Source organism: Bradyrhizobium sp. JR3.5, from assembly GCF_054057015.1.
Genome location: NZ_JBSRYV010000001.1, coordinates 2858360 through 2879986 on the forward strand (window position 1 = coordinate 2858360; position 21627 = coordinate 2879986).

General features: G+C 65.3%; 18 protein-coding genes and 2 pseudogenes. 6 read left to right on the forward strand and 14 right to left on the reverse strand.

The features are described from left to right. Window positions 1-11: 11 nt before the first annotated feature. Window positions 12-914 carry a LysR family transcriptional regulator gene (locus ACVWW1_RS14435; protein ID WP_456656277.1) on the reverse strand — a complete coding sequence of 301 codons (903 nt, stop codon included), beginning with the start codon at window positions 912-914 and terminating at the stop codon, window positions 12-14. Between the two features lie 92 nt (window positions 915-1006). Here ACVWW1_RS14435 and ACVWW1_RS14440 point away from each other — a divergent pair, with 92 nt between their 5' ends. Then, a complete protein-coding gene (locus ACVWW1_RS14440) occupies window positions 1007-2224 on the forward strand; it encodes an MFS transporter (protein ID WP_456656278.1) in 1218 nt (405 codons plus the stop codon). A gap of 6 nt (window positions 2225-2230) precedes the next feature. Here the strand turns inward: ACVWW1_RS14440 and ACVWW1_RS14445 are convergent, their stop codons facing one another. The 9 genes and pseudogenes from ACVWW1_RS14445 to ACVWW1_RS14485 form a co-directional block, all read right to left on the reverse strand. Beyond that, on the reverse strand, window positions 2231-3454 hold the full coding sequence (locus tag ACVWW1_RS14445; RefSeq protein WP_456656279.1) for a TIGR03862 family flavoprotein: 1224 nt from the start codon (window positions 3452-3454) through the stop codon (window positions 2231-2233). 2 nt (window positions 3455-3456) lie between these two features. Beyond that, window positions 3457-4374, reverse strand: coding sequence for an SDR family NAD(P)-dependent oxidoreductase (locus ACVWW1_RS14450; RefSeq protein WP_028344663.1), 918 nt, complete (start codon window positions 4372-4374; stop codon window positions 3457-3459). A gap of 272 nt (window positions 4375-4646) precedes the next feature. Then, window positions 4647-4793 carry a hypothetical protein gene (locus tag ACVWW1_RS14455; RefSeq protein WP_171947537.1) on the reverse strand — a complete coding sequence of 49 codons (147 nt, stop codon included), beginning with the start codon at window positions 4791-4793 and terminating at the stop codon, window positions 4647-4649. A 175-nt stretch (window positions 4794-4968) separates the two neighbouring features. After that, window positions 4969-5448, reverse strand: coding sequence for a MaoC family dehydratase (locus ACVWW1_RS14460; protein WP_456656280.1), 480 nt, complete (start codon window positions 5446-5448; stop codon window positions 4969-4971). A gap of 13 nt (window positions 5449-5461) precedes the next feature. Then, window positions 5462-7186 (reverse strand): AMP-binding protein, encoded by a 1725-nt coding sequence (locus tag ACVWW1_RS14465; protein WP_456656281.1) that lies wholly within the window; start codon window positions 7184-7186, stop codon window positions 5462-5464. A gap of 126 nt (window positions 7187-7312) precedes the next feature. Then, the gene (gene mmsB, locus ACVWW1_RS14470; protein WP_456656282.1) at window positions 7313-8200 is read right to left on the reverse strand and encodes a 3-hydroxyisobutyrate dehydrogenase; all 888 of its coding nucleotides are present in this window, start codon (window positions 8198-8200) and stop codon (window positions 7313-7315) included. 25 nt (window positions 8201-8225) lie between these two features. Next, complete coding sequence (locus ACVWW1_RS14475) at window positions 8226-9308, reverse strand: enoyl-CoA hydratase/isomerase family protein (RefSeq protein ID WP_456656283.1); 1083 nt, start codon at window positions 9306-9308, stop codon at window positions 8226-8228. Beyond that, window positions 9305-10450 (reverse strand): isobutyryl-CoA dehydrogenase, encoded by a 1146-nt coding sequence (locus ACVWW1_RS14480; RefSeq protein WP_456656284.1) that lies wholly within the window; start codon window positions 10448-10450, stop codon window positions 9305-9307. Before ACVWW1_RS14480 ends, ACVWW1_RS14475 begins: the two co-directional genes overlap by 4 nt. 22 nt (window positions 10451-10472) lie before the next feature. After that, window positions 10473-11970, reverse strand: a pseudogene (locus tag ACVWW1_RS14485) (CoA-acylating methylmalonate-semialdehyde dehydrogenase). 120 nt (window positions 11971-12090) lie between these two features. On the opposite strand from ACVWW1_RS14485, the gene ACVWW1_RS14490 reads away from it, so the two are divergent. Beyond that, window positions 12091-13008 carry a LysR family transcriptional regulator gene (locus tag ACVWW1_RS14490; protein WP_456656285.1) on the forward strand — a complete coding sequence of 306 codons (918 nt, stop codon included), beginning with the start codon at window positions 12091-12093 and terminating at the stop codon, window positions 13006-13008. 115 nt (window positions 13009-13123) lie between these two features. Beyond that, window positions 13124-13636 carry a chromosome partitioning protein ParB gene (locus ACVWW1_RS14495; protein WP_456656286.1) on the forward strand — a complete coding sequence of 171 codons (513 nt, stop codon included), beginning with the start codon at window positions 13124-13126 and terminating at the stop codon, window positions 13634-13636. Between the two features lie 153 nt (window positions 13637-13789). Here ACVWW1_RS14495 and ACVWW1_RS14500 read toward each other — a convergent pair whose 3' ends face one another. Continuing rightward, window positions 13790-14398 (reverse strand): TetR/AcrR family transcriptional regulator, encoded by a 609-nt coding sequence (locus ACVWW1_RS14500; RefSeq protein WP_207837515.1) that lies wholly within the window; start codon window positions 14396-14398, stop codon window positions 13790-13792. A 60-nt stretch (window positions 14399-14458) separates the two neighbouring features. Next, window positions 14459-14999, reverse strand: a pseudogene (locus ACVWW1_RS14505) (PaaI family thioesterase). 133 nt (window positions 15000-15132) lie between these two features. On the opposite strand from ACVWW1_RS14505, the gene ACVWW1_RS14510 reads away from it, so the two are divergent. Both ACVWW1_RS14510 and ACVWW1_RS14515 read left to right on the forward strand, forming a co-directional pair. After that, entirely contained in the window at window positions 15133-15903 is a 771-nt protein-coding gene (locus tag ACVWW1_RS14510) for an enoyl-CoA hydratase (RefSeq protein WP_456656287.1), read from the forward strand. A gap of 286 nt (window positions 15904-16189) precedes the next feature. After that, a complete protein-coding gene (locus tag ACVWW1_RS14515; protein ID WP_456656288.1) occupies window positions 16190-18469 on the forward strand; it encodes an FdhF/YdeP family oxidoreductase in 2280 nt (759 codons plus the stop codon). Window positions 18470-18612: 143 nt separating this feature from the next. Here the strand turns inward: ACVWW1_RS14515 and ACVWW1_RS14520 are convergent, their stop codons facing one another. Together ACVWW1_RS14520 and ACVWW1_RS14525 are read right to left on the reverse strand one after the other, a co-directional pair. Then, a complete protein-coding gene (locus tag ACVWW1_RS14520) occupies window positions 18613-19017 on the reverse strand; it encodes a hypothetical protein (protein WP_456656289.1) in 405 nt (134 codons plus the stop codon). 79 nt (window positions 19018-19096) lie between these two features. Next, complete coding sequence (locus ACVWW1_RS14525; RefSeq protein ID WP_456656674.1) at window positions 19097-20026, reverse strand: MFS transporter; 930 nt, start codon at window positions 20024-20026, stop codon at window positions 19097-19099. Window positions 20027-20410: 384 nt separating this feature from the next. Here ACVWW1_RS14525 and ACVWW1_RS14530 point away from each other — a divergent pair, with 384 nt between their 5' ends. Then, complete coding sequence (locus tag ACVWW1_RS14530) at window positions 20411-21607, forward strand: acetyl-CoA C-acyltransferase (RefSeq protein ID WP_456656290.1); 1197 nt, start codon at window positions 20411-20413, stop codon at window positions 21605-21607. Window positions 21608-21627: the final 20 nt, after the last annotated feature.

Here is a 21627-nt window from a genome sequence, read left to right on the forward strand (position 1 = left end):
ATCCTGCGGATCTACCCGCGGATCAGCGCCTGCAGCTCGCGGTCGAGCGCATCGCGAAACACCTCGATCGGCCGCGCCAGGCGGCCGGCGGGCGGGCGATGCACGATCCAGGCGCGCACCGCCGGATTGAAATCCGCGATCTTTACGGTCTTGAGCCGGCTGCGGATCGGGCTTCGTTTCAGTGCCACTGGCGTGACGAGGCCGATGCCGAGCCCGCGCGCCACCAGCGACAGGCGTAATTCGCTGTCGAGCGCCTCGACCGCGATGGTGAACGGCAGATGCGCCGCATCGAAATGGCGCTTCAGCGTCTGGCGGAAACCGCAACCGTCCTGGTTGATCACCCACCCGGTCCGCGACAGCCATTCGAGGTCGACGAATTTCGGCGTCTTCGTCTCGCGCGCGACGACGAAGACCACCGGCTGCGCACCGAGATCGGAGGCCGCGAGATCGTCGGGCGGCGCGGTGCCGTCGGGCAGGCAGATCGCCGCGGCATCGAGCTCGTTGCGGCTGACCCGCTCCATGTGGTTGGGCGACCAGCCCGAGACGACGCGCACCGCAAGCGAAGGGAATTCGCCGCGCACCACATCGAGCGGACCGGTCAGCCCCGCCTCCGACAGGAACGGCGTCAGGCCGAGCCTGAACTCGCCGCGCACCACGCCGTCATTGGCGACGCCTGACTTGAGGTCGTCGAGCATGCGCAGCACGCGGCGGCCCTGCTCATAGGCCTCATATCCCGCCGCCGTCGGCTTCAGCGGCTTCGACAGCCGGTCGAGCAGCTGCGCACCCAGCATCTCCTCGAGATTCTGGATCCGCCGCGTCACCCCGGGCTGGGTCAGGTTCAGCCGCGCTGAGGCCGCGACGATCGATCCGGTCTCGACCACGGCGACGAACGCCACAAGGTCATGAGTGTTCATAACAAACTCGCATATTATTCATCAACTTATTTGAATTGTAGCATATTATGCCGATCCCCTAAAGGGGTCTCGCCACTCCATCGCGAGGTCCCATGACGATTTCCGAAGCCACCAAGCTCTCCCCGGCGCGCACCGTCTCCGTGCGTCCCCTGATCTGGATCGGCGCCATCACGACCGGCACCGTCGTCACCAATCTGTTTGCGCCGCAGATCCTGGTTGGCCTGATGAGCCGATCGCTCGACATGACCGCGCTGCAGGCCGGCCTGATCTCGACGCTGACCCTGCTCGGCTACGCGCTCGGGCTGTTGCTGCTGGTGCCACTGGTCGACCTCGTCGAGAACAGGCGGCTGATCCTGCGCACACTCGCCTGCGCCATCGTGGCCGCGGTCGGCACCGCGATGGCGCCGACGCCGCTGATTTTGTTGGCCGCCACCTTCATCCTCGGCGCGTCCTGCGCCGCGATCCAGATGGTGGTGCCGCTGGTCGCCTCGATGGTGCCGCCGGAGCGCCGCGGACAAGCGATCGGCGACGTCATGAGCGGCCTGATGATCGGCATCCTGCTGTCGCGGCCGATGGCGAGCCTGATCGCGGACAGTTGGAACTGGCGCGGCTACTACCTCACCTCGGCCGTCCTGATGACCGTCCTCGGTTGCGCGCTGGCGCGCTATCTGCCGACGCTGCAGCCCACGACGAAGGTCAGCTACGGCGCGCTGCTGCGATCGTTCCCAAGATTGCTGCGCGAGGAGCCGGTGCTGCGCGTGCGCGCCTGGACCGCCGCGCTGGTGATGGCATCGTTCACCGCATTCTGGGCCGCGGTGGCGCTGCGGCTGCCGGATGCGCCGTTCAAGCTCGATGCCAAGGGGATCGCGCTGTTCGCGCTGATCGGCGTCGCCGGCGCGGCGGCGACCCCGATCACCGGACGCTGGGGTGACAGAGGTTTCGCGCGGCCGTTACTGATCGTCTCGCACCTTCTCATCGTCGGTGCGCTCGCGCTGTGCGCCTGGGCAGGTATGACCGAATCGCGGATCACGGCCCTCGCGCTGCTTGGCGTCGGCGCCGTGCTGCTCGATTTCGGCATCACCACCGACCAGACACTCGGCCGCCGCGCCGTCAATCTGTTGCAGCCCGAGGCGCGCGGCCGGATCAACGGCCTGTTCGTGGCGCTGTTCTTTATCGGCGGCGCGGTCGGCGCGGCCGCGGCATCCGCGGCATGGAGTTATGGTGGCTGGACGGCGGTCTGCGCGGTGGCCGCCACGTTCGGTGTGCTGGGGTTCATTACCGACATCGCGACGAAGACGGGGTCGGAATGACCAGGTTTACGAGGCGCGTTGCGCGAGCCAGTTCAACGCGCCCTTCCCCGCAGCGCCCCCCGTCGCAAACGATGCCTGCAACAGATAGCCGCCGGTCGGCGCCTCCCAGTCGAGCATCTCGCCGGCGGCGAAAACACCGGGCAGCCGACACAGCATGAAATGCGCGTCGAGCTCGTCGAACCTGATCCCGCCGGCGCTAGAGATCGCGCGCGCGATCGGCGCCACGCCTGATATCGCTATCGGCACCGCATTGATCAGCGCCGCCAATTCAGCCGACGGCAGCGCGGCCAGCGATCGGCCGGAGACGGTCGCGGCCTCCTGCAACAGCCCGATGCCGACGGGCGAGAGCTGCGCGGCCTTGCGCAGGAAGTTGGAGAAGGACTGCTTGCCCTTCGGCGCCGACAGGCGCGCGACCAGTTCGTCGCGCGTGGCATCGGGCCGCAACGCCACGCCGAGCGTCGCCGTTCCCTTGACGAGCACCGCCTCGCGCAGTTCCGCCGACAGCGCGTAGATCGCGCCTCCCTCGATGCCGGTGCGGGTGACGATCGCCTCACCGCGCACGGTGTGCGGCCCGATCGTGAGGGCAACGCCCTTGAGCGGCTGGCCCTCAAATCGGTCACGAAAGATATTTGACCAGGCGACCGTGAAGCCGGAATTGGCCGGTTTCATCGGCGCCACGGCAATGCCCTTCGTCGCAAGGATCTCCACCCAGGCGCCATCCGAGCCGAGCCTCGGCCAGCTCGCGCCGCCGAGCGCGAGCACGACTGCGTCAGCGTTGACCGTGCGCGGGCCGTCCGGCGTCTCGAACAGCAATCCGCCGCGCGTGTCCCAACCAATCCAGCGATGCCGGAATGCGAACCGCACGCCCGCGGCATCGAGCCGCCGCAGCCAGGCACGCAAGAGAGGCGATGCCTTGAACGCCTCGGGAAACACCCGGCCGCTGCTGCCGACGAAGGTCGGCTGCCCCAGCGCCTCGCTCCAGGCGCGCAAGCTGTCGGGCGGAAACGCCTCGACCGCGGCCTTCAGGTGCGGCATCGCCTCGCGATAGCGCTTCAGGAAATCGGCCAGCGGCTCGCTGTGGGTGAGATTGAGCCCGCCGCGCCCGGCCATCAGGAATTTGCGGCCCGCCGACGGCATCGCGTCATGGACGGTGACCTGTGCGCCACCCGCCGCAAGCGTTTCCGCCGCCATCAGGCCGGCGGGACCGGCTCCGATGACGGCGACGCTCATGCTCAGAGCTTGATCCCGGCCCGCGCGGCGGCCTGGGCGACGTACTTCTGCGTCTGCTCGAATGCACCCTGCAGCGCCTTCGCGGTCGACATGTCGCTGATCGCGTTGAAGTGCGCGGCAACACCGTCGGGCGTCCATTCGGATTGCGGCAGGTTGACGCCTTCGGTCTCCAGCACGCGGATCACCGCGAACGAGCCGGCACCGGCGCCCATGATGGTGCGGGTCGGCGCGTCCTCCGAGAGCAGGAATTCAACCGCCGGCGTGATCGCTTCCGGCTTCATCAGCGCCAGCGCCTGCGGCGGCAGAAGCTCCTCGGTCATGCGGGTCGCCGCGGTCGGCGAGATGGTGTTGACCTTGATGTTGTTCTTGCGTCCCTCTTCGGCGAGCACGTTCATCAGGCCGACCATGCCGGCCTTCGCTGCGCCGTAATTGGCCTGGCCGAAATTGCCGAACAGGCCCGACGACGAGGTCGTCAGCACGATGCGGCCGTAGTTGCGCTCGCGCATGCCGGCCCACACCGCCTTGCAGCAATAGAAGGTGCCGGTGAGATGCACGTCGAGCACCTTGGCCCAGTCGGCGACCTCGAGCTTGGTGAACGACTTGTCACGCAGGATGCCGGCATTGGCGCAGAGCAGATCGACGCTGCCCCACTCCTTGGTGGCGCGCTCGACCATCGCGGTGACCTGCTCGAAGTTCGAGACGTCGGCGCCGTCGGCCATCGCGGTGCCGCCGGCCTTGCGGATCTCCTCGACCACGGTCTCGGCCGGCGACAGCGAGCCGCCGGTGCCGTCGCGCGCACCGCCGAAATCGTTGACCACGACCTTGGCGCCGCGGCTCGCGAGCCCCAGCGCATGCGCTCGCCCAAGACCATTGCCCGCGCCGGTGACGATAGCGACGCGTCCGTCGAACCTGATTGCCATGCCGTTGATTCCTGTTCTTCCCTTCTCCCCTTGTGGGAGAAGGTGGCGCGAAGCGCCGGATGAGGGGTTCTCTCCACGGATGAGCACGCGGAGAGAAACCCCTCACCCGGCTCCATCTCGCTCCGCTCGATTGCGCCACCCTCTCCCACAAGGGGAGAGGGTGAGTGCCCGAGCGGCATGAAAAGGTTGGAGACTTTTGAGCAGCGATGGATGGCCGGGTCAAGCCCGGCCAAGACCCAAGAAGGCCAAACCCAAGGCGGCCACCGGGCGCGCTAGACGGAAGGGGTCATCGATCCGCAGGGTTTCAGGCTTTTGAGCAGGTGCCCGCTCCAGCACTCATGATGCTCCTGGGCGTAGCTCAGCGAGCCAATCACAATCAAACCGACCACGACAAGTCCGGCGACGATGTTCTGCACCATGGCTGCCACTCCCGGGACCGCACCGCCTCAACGGGGGCATGATGGACACCAGGGATCAAAGCCGTCAATGCGCTATGTGGATCAGCGGTGCAACGCACAACCTGTGAAGGCGGGTCGCGGCAGGCTCGCTCCACCTCTCCCGCTTGCGGGAAAAGTGGAGCTACTCAACCATCCCTCAGCTGAAATAGATCAGGCCGAGCCAGTCGGCGACCAGCGCGGGCTTCTCCTCGCCCTCGATCTCGACGGTGACGTTGGTGCGTGACAGCAGTTCCTTCGGTTTGCGCAGCGTGGCTTCGGCCAGCACGAAGCGGCCGCGGACGCGCTTGCCCGAGCGCACCGGCGAGATGAAGCGCAGCTTGTCGAAGCCGTAATTGACCCCCATCGCGGTGCCCTCGAGCACCGGCATCACCTCGTAGGACATGATCGACAGCAGCGACATCGTCAGGAAGCCATGGGCGATCGTGGTGCCGAACGCGGTCTCCTTCTTCGCGCGCTCGGGATCGACGTGGATGAACTGATGATCCTCGATCACGTCGGCGTAGGTGTCGATGCGGCCCTGATCCAGCAGGTGCCATGAGGACACGCCGATCTCCTTGCCGACCATGCCCTGGTAGGTTTCCCGCGACACCGGCGGCTTCTTCCAGACTTCGTTCATTGGCTAACCTCTGCTAACCGGAGGTCCGCACCTTCTGCAGCTCCGGGAATTCTTCCTCGCGGAACTCGGCTCCGCGCAACGCATCGCTTCTGACATCGTCATGTTCGAGCCGGCGCAACTGCACGCGACGGATCTTTCCAGAAATCGTCTTTGGCAGTTCGGTGACCAGTTCGATCTTGCGGATGCGTTTAAACGGTGCGAGCCGCGTGTGCAAATGTTTGAAGATCGACAGCGCCGTCTCCGGGGTGCGCTCGACGCCTGATACCAGCAATATATAGGCCTTCGGGACCGCCAGCCGGATCGGATCCGGGCTCGGCACCACGGCAGCTTCCGCCACCGCATCATGCTCGAGCAGCACGCTCTCCAGTTCGAACGGCGAGATACGATAGTCGGAGGACTTGAACACGTCGTCGGTACGTCCGACGAAGGTGAGATAGCCCTCGTCATCGGTGAACACGACGTCGCCGCTGCGATAAATTGCGCCGTCGGTGCCGATCAGCTTGCCGTCGTCGCCCTGATAACCCTGCATCAGGCCCGCCGGCCGCTCAGTGCCGAGCAACAGCGTCACTTCGCCCTCCTTCGCGGCGTGGCCGTCATTGTCGGTCACCCGCACGCGATAGCCTGGCAGCGGCCGGCCCATCGAGCCGACCTTCACCTTCTGCCCCGGCGAATTGCCGGCCAGCGCCGTGGTCTCAGTCTGGCCGTAGCCGTCGCGGATGGTCAGGCCCCAGGCCGATTTGACCTGGTCGATGATCTCGGGGTTGAGCGGTTCGCCGGCGCCGCACACTTCACGCAGGCTCACTTTGAAGTCCGACAGTTGCTCCTGGATGAACATCCGCCACACCGTCGGCGGCGCGCACAGCGTGGTGACGCCGCAGCGGCCCATGATCGAGAGCAGTCCTTTCGCCTCGAAGCGTGGCTGGTTGGCAATAAAGATCGTCGCACCGGCATTCCACGGCGCAAAGAAGCAGCTCCAGGCATGCTTGGCCCAGCCGGGCGAGGAAATGTTGAGATGGATATCGCCGGGCTGCAGACCGATCCAGTACATGGTCGAGAGATGGCCGACCGGATAGCTGCGCTGGCTGTGCCGCACCAGTTTTGGCTTAGCCGTGGTGCCTGAGGTGAAATAGAGCAGCATCGGGTCGTCGGCCTGGGTCGGGCCATCAGGCGCGAAGGCATCCGACGCCTTGGCGGCATCCTCGAACGGCAGCCAACCCTCGTTCGTCTGCGTCGCGCCGACCACGATGCGCACCAGCCTGTCGCCACCGAGGCCCGCGAACTTCGCGACCTGATCCTGCGTGGCGACCACCGCCTTCGCCTTGCCGCGATCGAGCCGGTCGCGCAATTCATCCGCGGTCAACAGCGTGGTCGCGGGGATCACGACCACGCCGAGCTTCATCGCTGCCAGCATGGTCTCCCACAGCGGCACGACATTGCCGAGCAGCAGCAACAGATGATCGCCGCGCTTTAGCCCTTGCGCACGCAGGAAGTTCGCGACCTGGTTGGAACGGCGTGACAGCTCAGCGAAGCTCAGCTTGGTCTCGTTGCCGCTGGCGGCATCGACGATCCAGAGCGCCGGCCGGTCGCGGCTGTCGGCATTATGCGCCAGTTCAGCGTCGAACCAGTCGAGCGCCCAGTTGAACGGCACGGGATCCGGCCAGCGAAATCCCTTCACCGCCGCGTCGTAGTCGGTGCGGTGCTGGAGCAGAAAGGCGCGTGCGTCCTGAAATGTGGTCATGGGGTCTCACCGCGTTCACCGCCTTCATCCTGAGGAGCCGCGAAGCGGCGTCTCGAAGGATGGGCCATGGGCACCGCATCCTTCGAGGCTCGCTGGCGCTCGCACCTCAGGATGACGGACCCAGCATTACTTCCCAGCGAGGCTCCGAACGTGCTGGATAATTCCGGAAAAGTCGACCCCGCCGTGGCCCGACGCATCGAAGGTCTTATAGAGCTCCTGCGCATGCTTGCCGAGCGGCGTCACCGCACCGGCGGCATTGGCGGCGTCCTGCGCCAGCGTCAGGTCCTTCACCATCAGGTTGGAGGCGAAACCCGGCTTGTAGTCATTGTTGGCTGGCGAGGTCGGCACCGGGCCGGGAACCGGGCAATAGGTCGTCAGCGACCAGCACTGCCCCGACGAGGTCGAGGCGACGTCGAAAAGCGCCTGGTGCGACAGGCCGAGCTTCTCGGCCAGCACGAAGGCCTCGCCGACCGCGATCATCGAAATGCCGAGGATCATGTTGTTGCAGATCTTGGCCGCCTGGCCTGCACCGCCGGCACCGCAATGCACGATCTTCTTGCCCATGTTGGCCAGCATCGGTTGCGCCGACGCGAATGCCTTCGCCTCACCACCACACATGAAGGTCAGCGTCGCGCCCTTGGCGCCGCCGGTGCCGCCCGAAACCGGCGCATCGACCGAGGCCATGCCGTGCTTGGCGGCGAGTGCATGTGCCTGTTTGGCGCTTTCGACGTCGATGGTCGAGCAATCGATGATCAGCGCGCCCTTGCCCATCGCCGGAAGCACCTCGTTCCAGACGCCGAGCACATGCTTGCCGGCCGGCAGCATGGTGATGACGACATCGGCGCCCTTCACTGCGCCGACGCCACTCTCGGCGATCGCGGCGCCGTCGTGCCTCGCCTGATCGCGCGATGCCGCGACCAGATCGAACGCGGTCACCTTGTGGCCGGCCTTGACCAGATTGGCCGCCATCGGCCCGCCCATATTGCCGAGCCCGATGAATGCGACGTTTGCCATGGGAAGTCCTCCGCTTGCGACGTTTCTATTTGCTGTCAGGAAATTTCAATTCGTCGGCGCCGATCTCGGCGAAGTAAGGCGCCAGCATCTCGGGGGTCACGTCCTCGATATTGGACGGCGACCATTTCGGACTGCGGTCCTTGTCGATCACGGCGGCGCGCACGCCCTCGCGGAAATCGTCGCTGGCGAACACCTCGAGCGCCGCGCGATATTCGCGCACCAGGCATCCTTCGAGCGTCTCGGTGGCGCGCGCCAATCGCAACAGTTTCAGTGTCACCACCATGCCGCGTGGTGATTTCTCGCCGAGCGTCTTCAGCGTGGCCTGCGCCAGGTCGGAGCCATCGGTTTGCAGCGCATCGATGATGTCTTCCATTCGTCCGCGCGCGAACCAGCCGTCGATTTTGGCCTGTAGCGCGGCCACGGGGCCGGATTTCTCGCCGGTGGCGAAGCCTGCAATCAGCCTGTCGATTTCGACCGAGTTGGTGCCCGAAGCAATTTTGGTCAACGCCTCGCGCAAGGCCGGGAGCTTGGCGCTCGGCACCACTGCATCGGCGAATTTCGCGTAGATCGCATCAGGACCGTTCATGGTAGTGCCGGTCAGCCCGAAATAGGTGCCGATCTCGCCCGGCGAACGCGACAGCAAATAGGTGCCGCCGACGTCGGGAAAGAAGCCGAGCCCGACTTCGGGCATCGCAAGCTTGGTTCGCTCGGTCACCACGCGGTGTCGGCTGTGCGCCGACAGGCCGACGCCACCGCCCATCACGATGCCGTCCATGAAGGCGACATAGGGCTTCGGGAATTGCTTGATCCGCGCGTTGAGGATGTACTCGTCGCGCCACAGGATCTTGCCGAGGTCGCCCTTGACCTTCGAGCTCTCCCAGAGCGCGCGGATATCGCCGCCGGCGCACAGGCCGCGCTCGCCGGCGCCTTCCAGCACGATGACCGCGACATCAGGATCGGCTTCGAACGCGTCGAGCGCCCTGTCGATATCGTGGAACATCTCCAGCGTCACGGCATTGATCGCCTTCGGCCGGTTGAGCCGGATGATGCCGGCCGCCCCTTCCTTCCGCGCAATCAGGTCGCCTTCGGCAGCGGCCGCATCATTCATCGCGCGCCCTCGATCAATTTGCGCGACACGATCAGCCGCATGATTTCATTGGTGCCTTCGAGGATCTGGTGCACGCGCAGATCGCGCACGATCTTCTCGACGCCGTATTCGCTGAGGTAGCCGTAACCGCCATGCAGTTGCAGCGCCTGGTTGGCGACCTCGAAGCCGACATCGGTGCCGAACCGTTTCGCCATCGCGCAGAGCATCGACGCGTCGGGATCCTTGCGGTCGAGCGCGGCGGCTGCGCGCCACAGGAAGGTGCGTGCGGCTTCCAGTTCGGTCGCCATGTCGGCGATCTTGAATTGCAGTGCCTGGAATTCGTCGAGGCGCTTTCCAAAGGCCTTACGGTCTTTCATATAGGCCAGCGCCTTGTCGAGCGCCGTCTGCGCGCCGCCGAGCGAGCATGCCGCGATGTTGAGACGGCCGCCGTCGAGACCGGCCATCGCGATCTTGAAGCCGATGCCCTCCTCGCCCAGCCGGTTTTCGACCGGCACGCGCGCGTTCTCGAATACGACCGCGCGGGTCGGTTGCGCATTCCAGCCCATCTTGCGCTCATTGGCGCCGAACGACACGCCCGGCGTCTTGCCGTCGACGACGATCGTCGAGACGCCGCCGGGGCCATCGCCGCCGGTACGCACCATCGCCACCAGGAGATCGGTGCTGCCGGCGCCAGAGATGAACTGCTTCTGGCCGTTGAGCACGTAATGGTCGCCGTCGCGCACCGCGCGGGTGCGCAACGCAGCCGCATCGGATCCGGCGCCCGGCTCGGTCAGGCAGTAGCTCGCGAGCAGCTCCATGGTGCAGAGCTTCGGCAACCATGTGTGGCGCTGGGTGTCGTTGCCATAGGCATCGATCATCCAGGAAGCCATGTTGTGGATCGAGATGAAGGCGGACGTGGTCGGACAGCCCGTCGCCAAGGCCTCGAAGATCAGCGCCGCATCGAAGCGCGTCATCGCCGAGCCGCCGACATCGTCGTTGATGTAGATGCCGCCGATGCCGAGGCCAGCGGCCTCGCGCATCACGTCGACCGGAAAGTGCTTCTTCTCGTCCCATTCGAGCGCGTGCGGCGCGATCTTCTCCGCCGCAAACGCCCGCGCCATGTCGCGTACCGCGATCTGGTCCTCGTTGAGAGCGAACTGCATCATTGCCTCGCCCTGAACGGCCTTACTTCATCGTCGGGATCGAGAACTCCGCGCCGTCCTTGACGCCGGACGGCCAACGCGAGGTCACCGTCTTGGTCTTGGTGTAGAAGCGAACCGAGTCCGGACCGTGCTGGTTGAGATCGCCGAAGCCGGACTTCTTCCAGCCGCCGAAAGTGTAATAGGCGATCGGCACCGGGATCGGCACGTTGACGCCGACCATGCCGACATTGACCTTGGCCGCGAAGTCGCGCGCCGCGTCGCCGTCGCGGGTGAAGATCGCAACGCCGTTGCCGTAATCATGGTCGGACGGCAGCGCCAGCGCCTCGTGATAGTCCTTGGCACGCACCACCGAAAGCACCGGGCCGAAAATCTCTTCCTTGTAGATCCGCATGTCCTTGGTGACGTTGTCGAACAGCGAACCGCCGAGATAGAAGCCGTTCTCGTAGCCCTGCATCTTGAAGCCACGGCCGTCCACAGCAAGCGTCGCGCCTTCCTTGACACCGATGTCGATGTAGCTCTTCACCTTCTCGACCGCCTCGCGGGTCACCAGTGGACCGTAATCGGCCGACGGATCGACCGAGGTGCCGATCTTGAGCGACTCGACGCGCGGGATCAGCTTTTCCATCAGCCGGTCGGCGGTGGTCTTGCCGACGGGCACCGCGACCGACACCGCCATGCAGCGTTCGCCGGCCGAGCCGTAGCCGGCGCCGATCAGCGCGTCGACCGCCTGGTCCATGTCGGCATCGGGCATGATGATGGCGTGGTTCTTGGCGCCGCCGAAGCACTGGCAGCGCTTGCCGGTCTGCGCGGCGCGTTCATAGATATACTGTGCAATGGGCGTCGAGCCGACGAAGCCGATCGCCTTGATGTCGGGATCGTCGAGGATGGCGTCGACCGCTTCCTTGTCGCCGTTGACGACGTTGAGAATGCCGGCCGGCAGGCCCGCCTCGAATCATTAGCTGGGCCAGCGCCATCGGGACGCCGGGATCGCGCTCGGACGGCTTGAGGATGAAGGCGTTGCCGCAGGCGATCGCGGGCGCGAACTTCCACATCGGGATCATCGCCGGGAAGTTGAACGGGGTGATGCCGGCGACGACGCCGAGCGGCTGGCGCATCGAATAGATGTCGATGCCGGGGCCGGCGCCCTCGGTGTACTCGCCCTTCATCAGATGCGGGATGCCGCAGGCGAACTCGGCGACGTCGAGGCCGCGCTGGATGTCGCCCTTGGCGTCGGGAACGGTCTTGCCGTGCTCACGCGCCAGCAACTCGGCGAGCTTGTCGTAGTCGCGCTGCACCAACTCGACGAATTTCATCATCACGCGGGCGCGGCGCTGCGGGTTGGTGGCGGCCCATTCGCCCTGCGCGGCGCGGGCGTTCTCCACCGCGGCGCGAACTTCGGCCTTGGAGGCCAGCGCCACCTTGGCCTGGACGTCGCCGGTCATCGGCTCGAAGACGTCGGCCGTACGCCCCGAGGTGCCCTTGACCTCCTTGCCACCGATGAAATGTCCGATCGAGCGCATGAATATCCTCCCTTGGAGACGTGAATCGCCGCTCCTCGCGGCGAGATCGCTTTACAAACCCTAATGACCCTGCATTTTATAGGATTCAAGTCCGATAAATTGCACCATAGATGTGCGGAAATGCAGGATCAAGGCGGCGACACAATCGACTGGGACGACTTCCGTTTCGTGCTGTCCATCGTGCGCGGCGGATCGGTTTCGGCTGCCGCCAAGCAGCTCGGCGTCGATCATGCCACAGTGATCCGGCGTGTCGACCGGCTGGAGCGCCACCTCTCCGCAAAACTGTTTGATCGCCGCAAGACCGGCTACCTGCTGACCGAGGCCGGTCAGCGGGTCGCCGACAGCGCCGAGGCGATGGAATCGACCATCGTCGCCAACCAGGAGGCGGTCGGCGGCTCGCGCGCGCATCTCACCGGCACGGTGCGGATCGGCGCGCCCGACGGCTTCGGCAGTCACTTTTTGGCCTCGCGGCTGGTCAAGTTCACCGAGCGGTATCCCGATCTCGATTTGCAGCTCGTCGCCACCGCGCGGCTGTTCTCGCTCTCCAAACGCGAGGCCGACATCGCGATCAGCCTGACCATGCCGAAGGAAGGCCGCATCGTCGGCCGCAAGCTGCTCGACTACACGCTCGGGCTTTATGCCGCACCAGGCTATCTCGCGCAGGCGCAAAAGATCGCCGCGCGCGCCGACCTGCCTCAGCACCGCTTCGTCGGCTATATCGAGGAGCTGCTGTTCACGCCGGAACTGGACTATCTGCCGCAGGTCTCGCCGAAGATCTCGGCAAAATTCCGCAGCGCCAATCTGATCGCACAGCTCAACGCCACCATCGCCGGCTTCGGCATCGCCGTGCTGCCGCACTTCATGGCATCGGCCCACCCCGAATTGCAGCCGGTGCTGCGAGACGAGGTGCGGATCTCGCGCACCTTCTGGCTCCTGATGCACGCCGACAGCAAGGACCTCGCCCGCATCCGCGCGGTGGCGGATTACATCTATGAGACGGTGGAAGCCGAGCGCGCGCTGTTTGCCGGGCCGACCTGACTAGCGCTGGCCCTCGAGCTCAGTTTGAGAAATGCCTTTTTGAGAAATGCCTTGGCGGTGTGGCGCTTCATCCTTATACCGCATTTTGGACGGATCCTGAGTAGGGAGTAACACTGTGCCCGACCCGGAAAGTCTTCCAATCGATCAGATTTACGTGCCCGTTAAGAAACGGAAAACCCTCAGGCCTGAGCTCGTTCAAGAAATCGCGGCGAGTATTCTGGAAGTTGGGCAACAAGTCCCCATTCTCGTTCGGCCTGATGAGGGCCGCCTCGTTTTGCTCGATGGGTTACATCGGCTCGAGGCCTGCAAGGCGCTTGGCGAGGCAACCATCATCGGAGTCTGGGGTTCAGCAGAGACCGCTCACCACAAGACGCTGTTGTCCGACGGAGCTGAGGCAGAGGCAGAGCGGGACAAAATGGCGCGATTGAAGAAGCTGCGCCTCGAGAGAGAAGCTGCCGAGAGATCGTCGGCTTCCGCAGACGCGATCGTGGAAACTGAATCAGCCAAGCTTCGGTCGGCGCGCTCCGGAACGAGTATCAGACGAGGGTCGTCGGGCGATCCACGATCAAAAACGAGGACGCTGTCGGAATGGCTCACACAACAAAAGCGCGATGGCGGTCGTTATTGATTATTGCCTCGGCCATCAAGGTCGGAGGGAGCATGCGAAGGGCCATCACTCCGGAAGCCTCGCTGGGCTGAGGCCTTCCAAAGGGTGCCTCATGTCTTCGTTGCCGACGAAAACTAAACCGGGGAGATCCGGCGCCTCGTCGCAGGAACGCCCCTAATTCGCTCTGGCACGCGGCTTCTTCGTCACCGCCGCCCGGCCGAGCACCGCCTCGCGGCCCGCGCTCAGGATCTCGTCGGACATCTCGCCATTGCCTGCGATCCGCGACATCACGATGGTGCCCAGCATGGTCGCGAGCGTGGCCATCGCCTGCTTGCGCGCCGTCTTGCGCGGCACGTCCTGGATCTGGTCGGTGATCATGTCGATCATCTGGTCGAGCTTGAGCGCAAAGGCCTTGCGGGTCTTCAGGCTTTCGCGGGCGATCTCGGCGCCGAGCGCCGGGACCGCGCAGCCCTGGCCGGGATCGTCGCGATGCACCGCAGACAGGTAGCCGTCGACGATGGTCGCAAGCCGCTTCTCCGGCGGCACCTCCGCCGTGACCTTGCGCCAGCGCTCGTTGGCGCGGTCCATGGCGTAGTTGAAGGCCTCGATCACCAGCGCCTCGCGCGAGTCGAAATGCGCGTAGAATCCACCATGGGTCAGGCCGGCGTCCTTCATCAGGTCGGCGACGCCGATGCCATGAGCGCCCTTCTCGCGCAACCGCGTCGCAGCCTTCTTCACGATCCGCGCGTGGGTCTCCTGCTTGTGTTCTTTCGAATAGCGCATGCCGCTCTCATGGAATGTTTCTAATCATACAATAGCAGATTTGCGCCCGGAATGCTGCAGTTATTTCGCTTTTGGTTCCCCGCCGAGCATGGAAAACGTCGCGGTCGCGTGCACCGCAAGATTGCCCCTGCCGTCGCGGACGAAGCCCTCGGTGTAGCTGGTCTGGCGGCCGAGCTTGATCACCTTGCCCTCGGCCGAGATGGTTCCCGAGCGCGCCGAGAGCGGGCGCAGATAGGTCAGCTTGAGGTCGAGCGTGACAGAGGTCTGCCCCGCCGGCAGCAGGGTCGAGATCGCGCAGCCCATCGCGGTATCGAGCAGTGCGGCGGCGGTCGCGCCGTGCAAGAGGCCGATGGTGTTCTCCAGGCTCTCATGCGGCTCGAGTTCCATCACGATGCGCCCCTCGTCGACCACAGCCATGCGGAAGCCGATCAGTTTTGCCATCGGCGGCGGCGGCAAGTGGCCGTCGCGGATCGCGCGCATCGCCTCGATGCCGGACATCGGCACCCGCCGCCCTGGCGACCGGCCCGGGGGCCTGCCATTCCACCACGCGCGTGCGCGTTAGATCGGGGGAATGCAGGTCGGTGGTCTCGGCGGCGGTCATGACGGCTCCATTTATATGATAAATATAATTCTATAGGTCCGCGCGATGCTGCGCAACCGCCGGACCGGTGCCTTGACAGAGACGTGCTTTGTCCGAGACATGGCGCTACCAATTCCTGCGCCGGAACTCTTTCATGGACATGCTCAATCCGCACTGCGGCATCGACCGCGACGCCAGAGGCGTCGTCCGCCTCACGATCTGCAACGCCGGCAAGCTGAACATCGTCAGTTCGGCCGTGACCAACGGCGTGCGCGAAGGCTTTGAGCATCTCGCCGCCGATCCGACCATCCGCGCGGTGATTCTGGCCGGCGAAAGCGAGCGCAGCATGATCGGGGGCGCCGACATCAAGGAGATGGCGACGCTCGACCAGGCGTCAGCCGAAGCCTTCATCAGCCGCCTGCGCGATCTCTGCGAGGCCGTGCGCAAATTCCCCGCGCCTGTCATCGCCCGCCTGCCCGGCTGGTGCCTCGGCGGCGGCCTTGAGGTCGCGGCCGCCTGCGACGTCCGCGTTGCCGCGCATGACGCGATGTTCGGCATGCCCGAGGTCCGCGTCGGCATCCCCTCGGTGATTCACGCAGCACTGCTGCCGCGCCTGATCGGCTGGGGCCGCGCTCGCTGGCTGATGATAACAGCGGAGAACATCGACGCCTCCACCGCGCTCGCCTGGGGCCTGGTCGACACCGTGGCAAAACCCGGCGGCCTCGATGAGGCCGTCGAGCACACCGTCAAGGCGCTGCTGGAATGCGGCCCCGAGGCGCTGCGGATCCAGAAGGATCTGCTGCGACAATGGGAAGAGCTGCCGCTGACCGAGTCGGTCAACCTCAGCGTCGGCGTGTTCGGCAAGTCGTTCCAGACCGGCGAGCCGCAACGGCTGCTGCAGGGATTCTTGGATCGGAAGCGGTAATATAGTGACACCTTGTAGCCCGGATGGAGCGGAGCGCAATCCGAGACGCGTCATCTGCGGATCAAGCTGCCCCGGATTGCGCTTCGCTCCATCCGGGCTAGCGCCTTACAGAGTGTTGACCACAAACCCCAGCCGATTAGTCTAACCTCCATCGCGAGACGAGCGCTCCAAATCGAGAACGTCGATCGGAACACGCTCTCTCGCAGATAGCCGCGCGCGCGGCCAATAAGAAAATCACTTTCGGGACAACGCACGGGGTCACCACTCAAGAGCTGCAGGAGGACATATGGTCCAAAAGCGCGATGTTCCCGGTATCCGACCCTATGATGCTCCGGCTGGCGGCTGGGGCGCCCTCAAGGCCACTGCGATCGCGGTTCGCGACCAGATGGATCTGGTCGAGGCGCCGATCACGCTGCTCCGCACCAACAAGCCCGACGGATTCGATTGTCCGGGCTGCGCCTGGCCGGACAAAGAGCACACTTCCACCTTCCAGTTCTGCGAGAACGGCGCCAAGGCCGTGACCTGGGAGGCGACCAGCAAACGCGTGACGCCTCAATTTTTCGCCGACCATACTGTCACCGAGCTTCTGACCTGGAGCGACTTCCATCTCGAGAACGAGGGCCGCCTGACCGAGCCGCTCGCCTATGACGCCGCCAGCGACACCTACCAGCCGATCAGCTGGGATAACGCCTTCGCGCGGATCGGCGAGAGCCTGCGCGCGCTGCCCGATCCTGACATGGCCGAGTTCTACACCTCCGGCCGCGCCTCGAACGAGGCCGCGTTCCTGTTCCAGATCTTCGCGCGCGAGTACGGCACGAACAACTTCCCCGACTGCTCGAACATGTGCCACGAGGCGACCAGCGTCGGGCTGCCGCAATCGATCGGCATCGGCAAGGGCACGGTGTCGCTGGACGATTTCGACCATTGCGAGCTGATCATCGCGATGGGCCATAACCCCGGCACCAACCATCCGCGCATGATGGGCACGCTGTGGGAGGTCTCGCGCCGCGGCGTGCCGATCATCGTGTTCAATCCGCTGCGCGAACGCGCGCTGGAGCGCTTCGCCGATCCGCAAGACCCGATCGAGATGGCGACCCTCGGCTCGACGCGGATCGCCTCGACCTATTATCAGCCCAAGGTCGGCGCCGACGCCGCGGTGCTGAAAGGCGTTATGAAGGCGCTGATCGAGAAGGACGACGCGACGCACGACGTGCTCGATCATGCCTTCATCACCGAGCACACCAACGGCTTTGCCGCGTTCGCCGCCGACCTGCGCGCCACGCCGTGGGACTCAATCGAGACCGTCTCCGGTTTCAGCCGCGCCCAGCTCGGCGAGGTCGCCGCCGCCTATGCAAAATCCAATGCCACCATCGTCACCTACGGCATGGGCATCACCCAGCACAGCCGCGGCACCGACAATGTCCAGCAGATCGCAAACCTGCTGCTGCTGAAGGGCAATTACGGCAAGGCGGGCGCCGGCATCTGCCCGCTGCGCGGCCACTCCAACGTGCAGGGCAACCGCACCGTCGGCATCACCGAGAAGCCCAACATCCCGATGTTCGAGGGCATCGAGCGCACCTTCGGCTTCAAGCCGCCGCGCCATCACGGCCATGACGCGGTCGCCGCGATGGAGGCGATCGACGACGGAAGGTCCAAGGTCCTGATCTGTCTCGGCGGCAACTTTGCTATCGCCCTGCCCGATCCCGAGCGTTGCGCCGCCGGCATGCGCAAGCTCGAGCTTGCCGTCCATCTCGGCACCAAGCTGAACCGCTCGCACCTCTTGGTCGGCAAGCAGTCGATCATCCTGCCGGTGCTGGGGCGCACCGAGCGCGACATCCAGGCCTCGGGGCCGCAGGTCGTCACCGTCGAGGATTCGATGTCGATGGTGCACGCCTCGCGCGGCAAGCTGACTCCGGCTTCCGAGAATCTGCTTTCGGAATCGGCGATCATTGCCGGCATGGCGATGGCGACCCTGCCGGCGAGCAAGGTGCCGTGGCTAGAGCTGATCGCCGACTACGACCGCATCCGCGACGCCATCGAGGGCGTCTTCCCCGACTTCAAGGATTACAACGCGCGGATCCGGATTCCCGGCGGCTTCCGCCTGCCGCTGCCGCCGACCGAGCGCAAATGGACCACGCCATCGGGCAAGGCCGAATTCCTGATCTTCGACGGCCTCGAAGAGGACCCGATCTTGACCGATGAAACCATCCTCAAGCTCGCCACGATCCGCAGCCACGACCAGTACAACACTACGATCTACGGATTGAACGACCGTTATCGCGGCGTGTTCGGGCGGCGCGACGTGCTGTTCGCCAACGAGGCGGACCTCACCGCGCGTGGCCTCGCCCATGGCGATCTCGTCGAGATCGAGACCACGCTGCCCTCGGGCGCGCCGCGCCGCCTCACCCTGACCGCGATCGTCTACGACATCGCCCGCGGCTCGGTCGCCGCCTACTATCCGGAAGCGAACGGCCTCGTGCCGCTCGACTATCAGGACAAGGAAAGCGGCACGCCGTCGTACAAGTCGGTGCCGGTGCATATCCGCCGCGCGGCTCAGGCGGCGTAGTCGAAGCTCGTAGCCCGGATGAAGCGAAGCGCAATCCGGGGACGCGTGATCCGCGGATCGAGCGTCCCGGATTGCGCTTCGCACCATCCGGGCTACGCTTGCTCGGTGACTACAGTTGCTTCGGACCCACGCGGAAACCGCACCTACGAGCGCAGCGACGCAAGCCATTCGTGGAAAAAACGCTCCTGCGCGGCAACAGAGACCGGAATCACGTCGGCACCGCTGGCAAATATCTCGACAAGATCGCTCATTTTAGCTTGTCGACCAACCGTCAGCTTATAGGCCTTGAGACCCTGCCCCATATCCCTTGCCATCCCGGAAGGATACACGTTCAGGCTTGCTCCATAGCAGAATGGAATGAGGCCATCCTTGGCCAACAGACCGCGAACGTCGCAAAGTGCCTGGAAGAAATCGGTCGCAGTGCGTTCAACGGTTTTGTCTCGATATTCGCACCGAAGCCGACAGTCGTCCCTCTCTTCGAACAGGGTGAAGAGAGCAGACTCGTCATTGTGACCGCCGATCAACTGCGTTCTGTGCTGCTCGTCCACGCCACATCCCCAATCTGTCGTTCAGCTCCGGGCCCTTGCAGCCCGGATTAGGCTTCGCTCCATCCAGACTACGAAAATCTCACCTCGCATTGGCCGGCGCATGCACCGGCCACAGATCGGCGCGCCAGTGCAGCGCGATCGCCAGCATCGCGATGAAGCCCGCCGCAGCAAGCAGCGTGCCGGTTGCGGTATAGCCGATCAGGTCGATCAGGCTGCCGGCCGCGAGCAGGCCGAGCGGCAGGCCGTAGATCACCATCATGCGCACGCCCATCACCCGGCCGCGCAGATGCGCGCTGGCGTTGCGCATCAGCATTACGGCGGCCGAGATCATCGACATGCTCTGCGCGATCCCGGCCAGCACCAGGCAGGCCATCGCCACCGGCATGGTCCTGAGCTCGACGAACACCAAAAGCATCGCATACCAAGCGAGCGTCGCGCCGATCAAAAGCCGTGCGATGCGCACGCCGCCGGCCATGCTGAGCGTGATCGAGCCGATCAGCGAGCCGAACGCGAAGCTCGCGGAGAGATAGCCGAGCCCGGTCTGGTCGGTATGGAAGATGTCGCGCGCGACATAGGGCAATAGACCGTTGGTGAGCGGAAACGCGGTGAGGTTGGCGAGGAACGCGACACAGAGCGCCGCGCGCATGCCGGGACCGCTCCAGGCGTAGACGATGCCCTCCTTGAGGTCGCGCAGCAGCGCCGAACCGGGCAAGTCGCTTGCCGATTGATCGGCCGCGCCGTGCACTTGTGCCGGCCGGCTCATGCAGAGCATCAGCACCGCGGCAACGAAATAGAAGCTCGCGATCCCGACATAGACATAGCCGATGCCGAGCGCGGCGAACAATCCCGCTCCGCTCAGTGCGCCGGCGATTCGCGCCGAGTCCTGCGTCGTGCGCGCCAGGCTGATGGCGCCGACCAGCTGCGCCGGCGGCATGATGTCGGCGAGCAGCGCGCCGCGGACGCCGAGGTCCGACGGCCGGATCACGCCCATCAGCGCGACGATGATCATGACCTTCAGCGGCGCCAGATGGCCCGCCACATCGTGGGCAAGCCCGGACACGGCGGCCCCCGCGGAGAAATTCTCAAGATGCAAAGCTCGGACGATTCGTGTCGCGAGAACGCGGAAGCCTGACTCACAGCCGGCGCCACTCTCAGTGTCGTCCAGGCGAAGGCCGGGACGACGGTGGGGAGAGCGCCGCGCGCGCGGCAATTTGCATTTGGGGGAATGGGTCCTGGTTTTCGCCAGGACGACAGCGGTGATTGCGGAACTGTCCCGGCCTACCATTCATGCGAACACGACATTTTGTCATAGGACGTGGAGTTGCATTTTTTGCATCGCATCATATGATGAGAATAATTCAATCAAATCCCCGGCCTTGAAGGGAATCCTGCCATGGCAACCAGCGCCGATCCCGTCGTCATCCTCTCCGCCGCCCGCACCCCGCTCGGCCGCTTCATGGGCGAACTCACGCCGCTCGCGGCCCACAAGCTCGGCGCGCATGTGATCGGCGCGGCGCTCGAGCGCGCCAAGCTTGCGTCCGAACGCATCGACGAGGTGTTCATGGGCAACGTGCTGCCGGCCGGCCAGGGCCAGGCCCCCGCCCGTCAGGCCGCGCGCGGCGCAGGGCTGCCGGATGCCACCGGCGCCACCACCGTCAACAAGGTCTGCGGCTCCGGCATGAGGGCGACCATGCTGGCCCACGACATCATCAAGGCCGGCTCGGCCGAGATCGTGCTGTCCGGCGGCATGGAGAGCATGAGCAACGCGCCGTATCTGCTGCAGAAGGCACGCGGCGGCTACCGTGCCGGCCACGACCGCATCATCGACCACATGATGATGGACGGGCTCGAGGATGCCTACGAGACCGGCCGCTCGATGGGCGATTTCGGCGAGGCGACCGCGGAGGCCTATCAGTTCACCCGGGCCGACCAGGACACCTATGCGATCGAGACGCTGAGCCGCGCCCGGAAGGCGGTCGAGGGCGGCGCCTTCAAGGCGGAAATCGCACCGATCACGCTTAACGAGAGGGCCGGTCCGCGCATCATCGCCAATGACGAGCACCCGCTGAAGGTCGATCCGGCCAAGATCCCCGGCCTGAAGCCGGCGTTCCGCGCAGGCGGCACCATCACGCCAGCCGCCTCCTCGGCCAACGCCGACGGCGCCGCCGCGCTGATCCTGGCGCGGCGCTCGCTCGCCGATCGCGACGGCCTGCCGGTGCTGGCCGAAATCAAGGGCCACGCCACCCACAGCCAGGAGCCGCAATGGTTCACCACCGCGCCGATCCCGGCGATCAGAAAACTGCTCGACAAGGTCGGCTGGAGCGTCGGCGATGTCGACCTGTTCGAGATCAACGAGGCGTTCGCGGTGGTCGCGATGGCGGCGCAGCGCGATCTCGGCATTCCCCGTGACCGGTTGAACATCAATGGCGGCGCCTGCGCGCTCGGCCATCCGATCGGCGCCACCGGCGCGCGGCTGATCGTGACGTTGCTGCACGCGCTGGAGGCGCAGAACCTGAAACGCGGCGTCGCCGCCTTGTGCATCGGCGGCGGCGAAGCCACCGCGATCGCGGTCGAGCGGGTCACGCACTAGTTTAAAACGGCCCCACGGCC